The following is an 11,274-nucleotide window of genomic DNA, read 5'->3' as shown; positions in this document are numbered from 1 at the left end:
GACACACTGCCATCGGGAGCAAGCCCCTCCCACATTGGATTTGGATGCTTATAGATGGTTATTTGGACACGGGCATCGCAAATTCCGCGCCTTGCTCAATGCTCTCGGACCAGCGCTGCATGATTGATTTTTGCTTGGTGTAGAAGCGCACACCCTCGTTGCCGTAGGCGTGCATGTCGCCAAACAGGCTCTTTTTCCAGCCGCCGAAACCATGCCAGGCCATCGGCACGGGGATCGGCACGTTGATGCCGACCATGCCCACTTCAATACGCCGCGAGAATTCGCGGGCGATGTTACCGTCGCGGGTAAAGCAACTGACGCCGTTACCGAATTCGTGGTCGTTGACCAGCTTCACCGCCTCGGCAAAATCATTCACGCGCACACACGCGAGTACCGGGCCGAAGATTTCTTCGCGGTAGATACTCATGTCTTTTGTCACGTGATCGAACAACGTCGCGCCGAGCCAAAAGCCGTTTTCCAGCCCCGCTTCGGCAGGCACGTAATCACGCCCATCGAGCAGCAACTGCGCGCCCGCTTGCACGCCTTGTTCGATGTAGCCGCTGATGCGTTCGCGTGCCGCGCGCGACACAATCGGCCCCATCTCGGCCTTCAAATCGCGCCCGTCGGTGATGCGCAGCGCCTTGGCACGCTCGGCCAGGGCGGCGACGACTTTGTCAGCCACATCGCCCACCAGCACCGCCACCGAGATCGCCATGCAGCGCTCACCGGCACTGCCGTAAGCGGCGCCGATCAGGGCATCGACGGTGCGGTCTATGTCCGCGTCGGGCATCACTACCATGTGGTTTTTCGCGCCGCCAAGGCCTTGTACGCGCTTGCCGTTGCGCGCACCGGTCTCGTAGATGTACTGCGCAATCGGCGTGGAACCCACAAAGCTCAATGCTTTGACATGTGGGTGCTCAAGCAGCGCATCCACCGCTTCTTTGTCGCCTTGCACCACGTTGAACACACCTTTGGGCAAGCCGGCTTCACGCAGCAACTCGGCCATGAACAGCGAGGCGCTCGGGTCAGTCGGGCTGGGCTTGAGGATGAAGGTGTTGCCCGCCGCGATGGCGATCGGGTACATCCACATTGGCACCATCACCGGGAAGTTGAACGGCGTTACGCCGGCGACCACGCCCAAGGGCTGGCGCAACGTCCAGTTGTCCATGCCACGGGAAACCTGATCGGAATGCTCGCCCTTGAGCAAGTTGGGAATGCCGCAGGCGAATTCAAGGATGTCGATACCGCGGTCGACCTCGCCCTGCGCATCGGTGAACACCTTGCCGTGCTCGGCGACGATGATGCGCGCCAGGTCGTCTTTGCGCTCACGCAACAGGTGCAGGTATTCGAACAGCACACGGGCGCGGCGGATCGGCGGCGTGTCGGCCCAACCGGCAAACGCGGCTTGCGCGGCGTCGACGGCCTCACCAACCGTCTGGCGGCTGGCCAGTGCCACGCGCCCGGTCACTTCGCCGGTGGCTGGGTTGTAGACGTCCTGATAGCGATCATCGCGGGAAACGCGCTGGTCGTTGATGTAGTGCGCAAGGGTCGTGGTCATGGCAATCGGTCCCTGGTGATTAGCGTTGAGCCACACGATAGGCTTTCGATTTGTTCAAAACCAGAGCAGAATCCAGAACTTATTGTCCTTACAGGCGAACAATAGAATCATGGAAAAGGCTGAGATCGAAGGGCTTTGGACGCACATTCACTGGCTGTCGGTGCTGGAGGAACACGGCACCTACACCGCCGCGGCGGCGCGGCTGGGGGTGAGTAAATCCGCCGTCAGCCAGCGTATTTCCGACTTGGAGAAAGCCACCGGTACACGCCTGGTAACCCGCACCACGCGCAGCGTTCGGTTGACCGATGCAGGGCAGTCATTAACCCGCGAAGTGCGCAGCGCCTACGCGCACATCGCCCGCAGTTTCTCGTCGGTGCGTGACGCTGCCGGCGAGATTCGCGGGTTGGTACGCCTCACCGCGCCGGTGGCGTTTGCCCGGCAACAGTTGGTGCCGCACCTGTCGCAGTTCCTGCAACAGTACCCGCAGGTGCGCATACAGCTGGAGGTGTCGGACGCGCTGAGTTCGCTGGCGGCAGAGGGTTATGACCTCGCGGTGCGGCACGGCTTTCAGGTGCCGGAAACCCACGTAGCGTGGAAGCTCTGCGACACCTCCTCGGTGTTGGTCGCCACCCAGGACTACCTGCAACGCCACGGCGAACCGCGCCAGCCTGATGACCTCACCGCGCACAACTGCCTCTACTATCCACGCGGCAGCGACCAGCCCGCCTGGACGTTCGAACGCGTGGCCAAACAGGTCGAGCGGGTCACGGTGCCTATCTCCGGCAGCTTTTCGACCAACAACAGTGAAGCCCTGCGCGACTCGGCGCTCAACCACTTGGGCATCGCCCTGCTCCCGGATTTCAGCGCACAGGCCGCGCTGGCCAGCGGCAAACTGGTGCAGGTGCTTAAAGGCTGGACGCTCAAGGGCGCGTTTGCCGATGAGATTTACTTGATTCGGCCGTACTCACCGCACGTGCCCAAATCGGTGAGCGCGTTGGTGGCGTATTTGAAGGAGAAACTATCAGATGGCTTCCGGTTTAGCGGGTAACGCGGCAAACCGTGGCATGTTCAATGTGCTGCAAAAAAAATTCCGCACCACGTCTACATTTCACAGGGTTTTCACAGTCGGGCGCCTAGCCTTGACTCAGCTCCTAAGCGAACACCTTTAAGCCCGCGCCCCCATCGTGGGCTTTTCTTTGCCTGCGATTCGGGCTTACCGCACGCCGCGCATCAATCAACGCGTTAGAAAATTTGAATTAGCCAGTTGCCCATCCGGTCAAGAATTATGAACGCAGTAATCTGATGAGGTAACAGCCATGACTATCCAAGCAGAGACACTCGTAAAACTGACCGAAGCGCTACAGGAGCGTGGTCTTAACCTGGTGGCGGATGTTCACTTCACCCGTGCGCCCTATCGGCACAATCACCGCTGGGTCTGCAGCGTAGCGTGATGCTCGCCTTGGCTGGCGGTCAGGCTGTAAAGCAGACCGCCAGCAGCACTCGCGCAATGGTTTACGTCGAGCGATTGGGGTTACGATTTCGTTGTTTTTTTTACGCCTTTCCCGTTCTTTCGTTCGTATTGATGGTGAACAAACCAAACCACCAACAGCAGGCCAGCCAAGCCAAAAATGAACAACAACAGCTCTAGTGCGGGACCTTCGTGTGAAAACATTTTTCGTTCCTCGTCCTGAAGTCGCGCAACCTGTAAAAGGCCGCATCCGAAATTATTCGTAACAATTCATACATTTTCAGGTTAGCTGCCGAATCCGTATGTGGCAACCCTGAATTCGGTTGGAACTATTGATCCAGACGGGTTGTTTATTGAATAACGTGCTCGTAACGGGCGTCAGACTCGGCGGCCAGCGCACCTGCTGATCGAAAACCTACAAAATATAGAGACAAAAAACCCGGCGCAGTGGCCGGGTTCGCTGACACGAGGCTGATCAATTGTCGGGGTGCTCACTCGCCACAGAATCGGCAGCGTCCACATCCGACATATCTTCTTCGAGCGGCGCGCCGTCGTCATGATGCGGCGCGGTAGTCGGGTTTTGATCACGCCGAGGGTCATGCCCCGTTTCATTGTCTGTGCCGCGCGTTACGTCCTGCTGCGACAGGTTGCCTGGAGCATCTTCATTAATTTCCATGCTGGTTCACCGTTTCAACGCTCGGGAAATCCGCGCTTAATGATAAGAGGCGGTGGCTCGCTGCGAGTGCCAAGGTTTGGACGAACGGTGAAAACCAAAAAGCCAAACCTGTAACCTAAGCTGATTCAACGATCCGAGGGAGGCTGTTATGAAATACGTGAAGCTGGGCAGTACCGGCCTGGACATCTCCAGGCTGTGCCTTGGGTGCATGACCTTCGGCGAACCTGACGCCGGCACGCACCCGTGGACGTTGGGCGAGGACGCGAGCCGGCCCATCATCAAGCACGCCGTAGAGCACGGCATTAATTTCTTTGACACGGCGAACAGCTACTCCGCAGGCACCTCGGAAACCATCGTTGGGAAGCTGCTGAAAGAGTTCACGCGCCGGGAAGAGACAGTGATCGCCACAAAGGTATTCTTTCCGGCCAACATGTGGGAAGGCTCCACAAAGCCGAACGATAAAGGCCTCTCGCGCAAAGCCATCATGGCGAGCATCGATGCCAGCCTGACACGCCTCGGCACCGACTACGTTGACCTGTACCAGATACACCGCTGGGACTATGACACGCCCATCGAAGAAACCATGGAAGCCCTGCACGACGTGGTGAAGGCAGGTAAAGCCAGGTACATCGGGGCTTCATCGATGTATGCATGGCAATTCGCCAAAGCTCAACAGGTGGCCGTGGCCAACGGATGGAGCAAATTTGTGTCGATGCAGAACTACGTCAACCTCGTGTACCGGGAAGAGGAACGCGAAATGATCCCGCTGTGCCTCGATCAGGGCGTAGGGCTGATGCCCTGGAGCCCGATGGCACGCGGCAGGCTTACGCGGCCGCATGGGCAACAGACCGAACGCACCAAAACCGACCTCTCCGGGCAGTCGTTTTACCAGGCGACGGAAGTTGAAGACGGTCGTGTGATTGATGTTGTAGAGCAGCTTGCCGGGGAGCGCGGCGTGCCGATGGCGCAAATCGCACTGGCGTGGGTGTTGGCCAAACGCGGCGTATCAGCGCCCATCGTTGGCGCCTCCAAAGCCCGCCAACTGGACGATGCCATCGCAGCGCTCGACCTGGTGCTCAGCGACGAAGACATCCAACGCCTTGAGGCGCCTTACGTGCCGCATGCAGTGACAGGATTCGCCTGAGCGGCATAACTGACACGCGCTATTGGTTAAGCGCCGGAGCGGCTCGCAGCACAATCTCGGTAATTTCTGCGGGAACACCGAGGCGGATGGGAAAGCCGTTCCACAAGCCAGTGCCGTTGCTCACGTAAAGGGTCATTTTGCCGAGCGCATAAAGGCCCGAAACAAAACCTTGATTGGCGTAACCCACCAGCCTATCCAGGCCGCTGATCATGCCGCCGTGGGTATGCCCGGACAGCTGTAACCCGACCCCCGCCGCCGCTGAATCCGCGGCCCCGGCTGGGCGATGCTTCATCAAAATAGTCGGTGCATCGGCGGGTGCGCCGGCAAGCGCTTGAACTACGTCCGGGCCTTTATGGCCAAACCGGGTCGCGGCCTCATCGGCGACACCCGCAACCACCCAGGCGTCTGCGCCTTTGCGCAGCACGACGTGCTCGTTCACCAACACTCGTATGCCCAAACGCTCGAACTCTGCGCGCCACTGATCAACATCGAAGTAATATTCGTGGTTGCCAGGGATGGCGAGCACACCCAAGGGAGCGCTCAGTTTGCTCAATGGCGCTACGTCTTTCTTGCGAGCCTCGACAGTGCCATCGATAAGATCACCGGTAATCAAAATCGCATCGGCATTCAGCGCGTTGGTGCGCGCTACAACGCCCTCAACCCACTCCGCCTGGAACAGGCGGCTGATGTGCAAATCTGTCAATTGCACGATGCGCAGCCCATCGAGTGAGCGCGGCAGATGCTCAAGGGTGACTTCCACACGCCGCACTTCAGGCAACTGCACCGCCTGATAAACACCCACGGCTGATAGCAGCAACGCTGCAGCGGCGACAGCGCCACGCACTCGGGCATTAAACACATCGCTGATCTTCATTCTGCGACACACTGCAACAACAGCGCTGACCAGATCGGTCAACAGCGTGAGCACAAACACCAGCACAAAGGCGCAAAACAGCCACCCAGCAATCAAGACGGCGGCGCGCGGCATCTCGGGCGAGAACATCGTCGAGTAAACCGCGATCAGAATAAGGTGATACTTGGAGATGACGAACAGCGCCACGGCCAACAACACGCGCCAGCCACCTGCGATGGGAAGCGGCAGCACAAAGCGCCACAGCACGTACAGGTAGGCAACGGTTAAGTAAATGTGGAACATCATAAAAAAACACCGCCGAGGGGTTGGCGCAGCCATTGTTGAGAAGCGTTGATAGTACAGGAGATAGACCTTGCCATTCCTCATCTGGAACGGTGTGTATAGGCCCAACAGGCGCTTGGTACTGCATGACCTCTGGCGGAAACAACGTTACGGCGTTTGATGTTGCTGAACACTGCAACGCAGCTAAGCCAATCGGCTTAGCCACCCATTCACTTGCTCCATGGTTTTGCGTTCTTGCTGCCCTTCGATTACGAACCCTTCAAGGAGGTGAGCGCCGGGCGCATGATCGGCGATTACGCCCAGGCTGTTGCCCAGCCCGTAGCCACCGTGAGTGATAAAAGGCACGACTGTTTTGCCTGCCAATGCATGCTCCGACAAAAATGTTTTGATGACGGGCGGCGCGGTCTGCCCCCAGATCGGGAACCCGAGAAACACCACGTCATAGCGCTCCATATGCGCAACTGTTTGGTCTAAACCAGGTTTAAATCCGGCGGCTGTCTCCCGACGCGCTTGCTCAACCGTTTCGAGGTAGTCATCGGGATACGCGGCTGCCGGGCGTATCTCGAGTAAATCGCCGTTCTGCGACCGTTGAATCAACCCTGCAATAACTTTGGTATTACCTGAACGTGAAAAATAGGCGACCAACACCTTTGTTTTCGACGCACTCGAACCTTGCCCGCCGAGGCCCGCGCCTGTGGCTATCAGTGGAAGGCTGGCGATAGCTGCAACCACTTTGCGGCGAAGTGGGTCCTGTAAAGACATGATGTTTCCTCACTAATGAAGACGGTTTAACCGCGTAAGCGCGTGAAGTTGGCTAGCCATCAGGCTAAGCGTTGGGGCGCGCTTTGATAATCGGCGGCTGCTTACATGAGTTCATGAACCTTATTCACCAATGCCCAGGGTCAGAGCCCTGCCCATCCCGCAGCCACGCTTACTCGTGAATTCAACTCACAAGGGCGCGCGTGGGCGCGAGGCTAATCATCGAGTGCGTCTCACCGTAGAGTGGGGTCAAGCCATTCAAGAGAAGCGAAAATGACTGAAGTCACTGTGGTAATGGGTGCGGGTTCAATTGGCCAAGCCATCGCTCGGCGTGTCAGCGCCGGCAAACACGTGTTACTCGCAGACCTGCGGCGCGAAACCGCGGATGCCGCCGCCAAGGTGTTGAGCGATGCGGGTTTTGAGGTCGTGACGGCCGAAGTCGACGTGTCGTCCCGCGAATCCGTGCAGGCACTCGTCAGAATGGCTTCGAGCATGGGCGACATCACCGGCGTCATCCATGCGGCAGGTGTTTCTCCCTCCCAGGCTGCGCCCGCGACTATTTTGCGTGTCGACTTGTATGGCACGGCCCTGGTGCTGGAGTTGTTTGGTGAGGTCATCGCACAAGGCGGCTCGGCAATCGTCATCGCCTCGCAGTCCGGCCACCGCTTGCCGGCACTGACCGCCGAGCAAAACAAAGCTCTGGCGTTAACCCCGACGGAGGCGTTGCTCGCGTTGCCGATGCTACAACCTGAGCGTGTGACCGAGTCGCTGAACGCCTACCAGATTTCCAAACGCGCCAACTCACTGCGCGTGGCTGCGCAAGCCGTGCGATGGGGCAAGCGTGGTGCGCGGGTGAATACGATCAGCCCCGGCATCATCTTCACCCCGTTGGCGCGCGATGAGCTCACTGGCCCGCGTGGTGATGGGTATCGCCGCATGATCGAATCTTCTGCAGCCAAACGCGGTGGTACGCCCGATGAAGTGGGTGCCGTGGCGGCATTGCTGATGGGGCCTGAGGGCACGTTTATTACCGGCAGCGATTTTTTGATGGATGGCGGCGTTACTGCACAGTATTGGTACGGTGAGTAACGCGGCGGCATTTCAGCCAGCGCTATCTAGGCGATTGCGCCTCAAACAGGCGAGGCGTTGTTCAAGAGCGCGATCGTTGCCCCGCTCCGCGAGGGAACGCATCCCGTGACGCTCCGCGTCACTGCGCCGGTATTATTGACTTCACCTAACGCTGGATGCAGAGCATCCAAAGCGACATTATCGCGCAGAGCGCGGGAACGATCATGTGAAGTACATCCCCTTCGTACCACTACGATAGCGGTCATTTAGACCAACGCAGCGGACGCGTCAGATTTAGGGATCTGCAGCCGCATTAGTGAGTATCTGCCCAAGTCATGCAACGTGACTTCGGCGCAGGCTTACGAACGGTCGCACGGCCGTGTCGGAAGCGTCCTGCATCAGTTTTTTTGCCGGTTTGTTAGCGTGCCCGACACTTAAGCGTGTTCAAGCCAGAGGCATGAGCATTGCCTGGCGCCCCGCTCTCGGATCAAGGATAAGCGCATGTACGCGCTGGCTAATACTGCGCACTTCGCGTTGGTGATTCCCGCTGTTCGCAACGACTTCAAGGTGCTGGCATTTCACGGCACCGAAGCCATCAGCAGCTTGTACGCGATCCAGGTTGAACTGGTCAGCGAGTACCCTGATTTCGGTCTGGAGAACCTGCTCAGTCAGCCGGCTTTTTTGCAGTTTGGCCTGAACGGCGAAGGTATTCATGGCCGCATCGAGGAGGTGTGCGTGGGTGAAGCCGGCAAGCGCCTGACCCGTTATCACCTGACCCTGGTACAGGCTCTGCACTACTTGCAAATCAGTGTGTGTTATTGGCACGGCGCAGGCTGGGAAATCGCCCACGACCCGGCTCCCGGCGAACACCCGCTGCCTGCCGACCCGCTATGGCTGAATGTTCCAGTGCCGGCAAGCCTGTCGATGGAGATGCTTCGGTCAAATATTTACCGGTATCTGTGGGCAGAACACAGCGACGACCTGATGCGACTCAGCCAACGCCACGACCCCGGCACGTGGCTGACGGAACAACTCTCGCAGGCTCAGGAGTGGGGATGGTCGGCGCCTGAACAGGTGCATTTTTTGATCATCAGCAAACTGAATGAAGCTGAGCCGCCGCTTATAAAAAATTGGTTACCTCATAACGGCGAAGCACCGCAGGTTCACTTCGAGCGCCTGTGTAATGAAGTGAAGTTTTGGTCTGGGGAGTCATCAGTGTGAGGGTTTTAGGTCGGGTTAATCCACAGTGTTTTCGGGGCTTGTTTGCGTGCGCAATGGCGTTGGTATTTTCGGGCTGTTCGATAGTGCAGACGGAGAGCTTTACTTTTCAGGCAGAACTGCCGGAGAACTTTACTGTTGGTGCGGTTACACATTACGAATCAGCATCAGCCGAAATATGCTCTAAGCGTAAAGCTTTTCGCAGCAAGGAACGCAACGCGGCGAACCTTGTGGAACTGCAGCTACCGCTCACAGACACAGCGAAGGGCTGTTCAATGGTTCTGAAAAAAGTTGTGCTACATATAACGGGGCAGTGGGGCAAGCGTGAACTGGACATGAGTTTACAACGGGCCAGTATAACAATACGCGACGAGCCGTCAGAAGCAGTTCGCCCTTTTCCTATTTCGGGACCGCTTGTCTTTCAGGCGCAGTGCCAGTGGTTTTTCCGCACGGCGGGGCCGAAACGGTATATCAGGAAAATCCTAGAGTGCCGAGCGCTCGACGCAAATGGCGTTGTGCAAAAACAGCTTGCGGGTGCAGCGTTGCAGCGTGATCAATTAGCGGGCAAGACAGTGAAGATGGTGCTGACGGTGGCGAAAGAAGAGCTTCCAGCAGTTGGTGACAATTGGGTTAAGTTTCCAGCTGGCTGGAAGCGATGTATGGGGAAAGGACTTGATGATTTGTACGGTTTTTGCCGTAAAAACATTACAGACTTTAAGTCTTTCAAAATGCCTGATGGACGTAACTGCACCGTCTATCCCAACTGCACTGAATAAGGACATAAAAATGGGCTCGTATAAACCTATGTCACTGGAGCAATCCGCATGATGTGCGTACGACACGTTACGCCCCACTACCTTAGATTTATATTTGCTAGCGCGATGGCGTTGGTAATTTCGGGCTGTTCGATAGTGCAGCCAAAGAGTTTTACTTTTCAGGCTGAATTGCCGGAAAACTTTACTGTTGGTGCGGTTACACATTACGAATCAGCATCAGGTGAGATGTGCTCTAAGCGTAAAGCTTTTCGCAGCAAGGAACGCAACGCAGCGAACCTTGTGGAACTGCAGCTACCGATCACAGACACAGCGAAGGGCTGTTCAATGGTTCTGAAAAAGGTTGTGCTACACATCGAAGGGAAGTGGGGCGAGCGTGAACTGGAGATGAGTCTGCAAAGGGCCGGTTTATCAATACGCGACGAGCCGTCAGAAACAGTTCGCGCCTTCCCTACCTTGGGACCGCTGATCTTTCAAGGCCAGTGTCAGTGGTTTTTCCGCACTACAGGTCCACGTCGCTACATCGTCAAAATACTGGAGTGCCGAGCGCTAGACGCTAACGGCATTGTGCAAAAACATCTTGCGGGTGCTGCGTTGCAGCGTGATCAGTTAGCGGGCAAGACAGTGAAAATGGTGCTGACGGTGGCGAAAGAAGAGCTTCCAGCAGTTGGTGACAGTTGGATTAAATTTCCAAATGGATGGAAGCGTTGTATGGGTAAAGGACCCGACGACTTTTACGGATTTTGCCGGGGAAATACCAAGGACTTCATACCTTTCAAAATGCCTGATGGAAGTAACTGCACCGTCTATCCCAACTGCACCGAATAAGGACATCACCGATGGGTTCGTATAAACCGATGGAAGATTCACATAAGCCGGCTTTTAGCGACAAGATGCTTGCCTGCCCGTTAAGAGGCCACCGTGTAAGTTTTCAGTTGGTGGACGAGTTCGGTGATGGTAAATCCTACGCTGGTCTTGCTTATACCCTTCAAGACAGCGCAGAACAGAAATATTCCGGAGCCTTAGACGCCCAAGGGTTTGCCAAAATTGAAGACTGCTACCGTGGGCCAGTTGCACTCAGTTTTGACACTGCATATGACGGAAGCGAAGATTTGTACCGCAATTTGATCAAACGTGAATTTTATCCACTCCCAATCACCGAACTCCAAGTCCGCGCCGAACAAACCCGCTTCTTTCACAAAGACGGATTCCCTGCCGAACACAACCCCGCGTTAAAAGCGGGAGACACATTTATCCAAGTGGAAGTGCGGGACTTGGTCAAGCACCGCGCGCATTTACCGCCGCCCCTTAAACGTAAATACCCGCCGAATGACCTCTTAATCAGAGCACTTGATGAACTGAGGCTTAGTCCAGAGCCGTTATCTCTGAAGGGTGTCGGGTTGCTGTCTAACCGGCACACGCTTGAGCATCGATCGATGTACAGCTACGTACGT

10 protein-coding genes and 2 pseudogenes are annotated in these 11,274 nt (G+C 56.8%); 8 read left to right on the top strand and 4 right to left on the bottom strand.

Features of this window, described 5'->3' with window-relative positions; all coding sequences use genetic code 11:
* Positions 1-58 precede the first annotated feature (58 nt).
* On the bottom strand, positions 59-1,558 hold the full coding sequence (locus F0169_RS18335; RefSeq protein WP_122250287.1) for a CoA-acylating methylmalonate-semialdehyde dehydrogenase: 1,500 nt from the start codon (positions 1,556-1,558) through the stop codon (positions 59-61).
* Positions 1,559-1,667: 109 nt separating this feature from the next.
* Here F0169_RS18335 and F0169_RS18330 point away from each other — a divergent pair, with 109 nt between their 5' ends.
* Both F0169_RS18330 and F0169_RS28075 read left to right on the top strand, forming a co-directional pair.
* Complete coding sequence (locus F0169_RS18330; RefSeq protein WP_152747267.1) at positions 1,668-2,606, top strand: LysR family transcriptional regulator; 939 nt, start codon at positions 1,668-1,670, stop codon at positions 2,604-2,606.
* A 268-nt stretch (positions 2,607-2,874) separates the two neighbouring features.
* On the top strand, positions 2,875-3,009 hold the full coding sequence (locus tag F0169_RS28075; RefSeq protein WP_259642483.1) for a hypothetical protein: 135 nt from the start codon (positions 2,875-2,877) through the stop codon (positions 3,007-3,009).
* 492 nt (positions 3,010-3,501) lie between these two features.
* On the opposite strand, the gene F0169_RS18325 is transcribed toward F0169_RS28075, so the two are convergent.
* A complete protein-coding gene (locus F0169_RS18325) occupies positions 3,502-3,702 on the bottom strand; it encodes a hypothetical protein (RefSeq protein WP_152747266.1) in 201 nt (66 codons plus the stop codon).
* A 148-nt stretch (positions 3,703-3,850) separates the two neighbouring features.
* Here F0169_RS18325 and F0169_RS18320 point away from each other — a divergent pair, with 148 nt between their 5' ends.
* Entirely contained in the window at positions 3,851-4,846 is a 996-nt protein-coding gene (locus F0169_RS18320; RefSeq protein WP_058413263.1) for an aldo/keto reductase, read from the top strand.
* Positions 4,847-4,865: 19 nt separating this feature from the next.
* Here the strand turns inward: F0169_RS18320 and F0169_RS18315 are convergent, their stop codons facing one another.
* Both F0169_RS18315 and F0169_RS18310 read right to left on the bottom strand, forming a co-directional pair.
* Positions 4,866-6,002: a metallophosphoesterase gene (locus F0169_RS18315; protein ID WP_152747268.1), complete on the bottom strand. Its 1,137-nt coding sequence runs from the start codon at positions 6,000-6,002 to the stop codon at positions 4,866-4,868.
* Between the two features lie 183 nt (positions 6,003-6,185).
* Positions 6,186-6,767: a flavodoxin gene (locus F0169_RS18310; protein WP_172979476.1), complete on the bottom strand. Its 582-nt coding sequence runs from the start codon at positions 6,765-6,767 to the stop codon at positions 6,186-6,188.
* A gap of 267 nt (positions 6,768-7,034) precedes the next feature.
* Between F0169_RS18310 and F0169_RS18305 the strand changes: the two genes are divergently transcribed.
* The 5 genes and pseudogenes from F0169_RS18305 to F0169_RS18285 all read left to right on the top strand — a co-directional run.
* Entirely contained in the window at positions 7,035-7,850 is an 816-nt protein-coding gene (locus tag F0169_RS18305) for an SDR family oxidoreductase (RefSeq protein WP_152747264.1), read from the top strand.
* 480 nt (positions 7,851-8,330) lie between these two features.
* A pseudogene (locus F0169_RS27510) lies at positions 8,331-8,639 on the top strand (type VI secretion system tip protein VgrG); the annotation flags it as partial.
* A 464-nt stretch (positions 8,640-9,103) separates the two neighbouring features.
* Complete coding sequence (locus tag F0169_RS18295) at positions 9,104-9,823, top strand: hypothetical protein (RefSeq protein WP_152747262.1); 720 nt, start codon at positions 9,104-9,106, stop codon at positions 9,821-9,823.
* A gap of 105 nt (positions 9,824-9,928) precedes the next feature.
* Positions 9,929-10,648, top strand: coding sequence for a hypothetical protein (locus F0169_RS18290; RefSeq protein ID WP_152747261.1), 720 nt, complete (start codon positions 9,929-9,931; stop codon positions 10,646-10,648).
* An 11-nt stretch (positions 10,649-10,659) separates the two neighbouring features.
* Positions 10,660-11,274 (top strand): annotated as a pseudogene (locus F0169_RS18285) (lipase family protein); the annotation flags it as partial.

This window comes from Pseudomonas kitaguniensis, assembly GCF_009296165.1.
GTDB classification, from domain to species: domain Bacteria; phylum Pseudomonadota; class Gammaproteobacteria; order Pseudomonadales; family Pseudomonadaceae; genus Aquipseudomonas; species Aquipseudomonas kitaguniensis.
The sequence above is the reverse complement of the archived record's forward strand: the minus strand, read 5'-3'. Positions and strand labels throughout refer to the sequence as shown.

What these genes read in the sequence shown, in the direction of transcription:
- F0169_RS18295 (WP_152747262.1), top strand. Translation starts at nt 9,104, where the DNA reads ATGGCGTTGGTATTTTCGGGCTGTTCGATAGTGCAGACGGAGAGCTTT.
- F0169_RS18330 (WP_152747267.1), top strand. Translation starts at nt 1,668, where the DNA reads ATGGAAAAGGCTGAGATCGAAGGGCTTTGGACGCACATTCACTGGCTG.
- F0169_RS28075 (WP_259642483.1), top strand. Translation starts at nt 2,875, where the DNA reads ATGACTATCCAAGCAGAGACACTCGTAAAACTGACCGAAGCGCTACAG.
- F0169_RS18315 (WP_152747268.1), bottom strand. Translation starts at nt 6,002, where the DNA reads ATGTTCCACATTTACTTAACCGTTGCCTACCTGTACGTGCTGTGGCGC.
- F0169_RS18305 (WP_152747264.1), top strand. Translation starts at nt 7,035, where the DNA reads ATGACTGAAGTCACTGTGGTAATGGGTGCGGGTTCAATTGGCCAAGCC.
- F0169_RS18325 (WP_152747266.1), bottom strand. Translation starts at nt 3,702, where the DNA reads ATGGAAATTAATGAAGATGCTCCAGGCAACCTGTCGCAGCAGGACGTA.
- F0169_RS18290 (WP_152747261.1), top strand. Translation starts at nt 9,929, where the DNA reads ATGGCGTTGGTAATTTCGGGCTGTTCGATAGTGCAGCCAAAGAGTTTT.
- F0169_RS18335 (WP_122250287.1), bottom strand. Translation starts at nt 1,558, where the DNA reads ATGACCACGACCCTTGCGCACTACATCAACGACCAGCGCGTTTCCCGC.
- F0169_RS18320 (WP_058413263.1), top strand. Translation starts at nt 3,851, where the DNA reads ATGAAATACGTGAAGCTGGGCAGTACCGGCCTGGACATCTCCAGGCTG.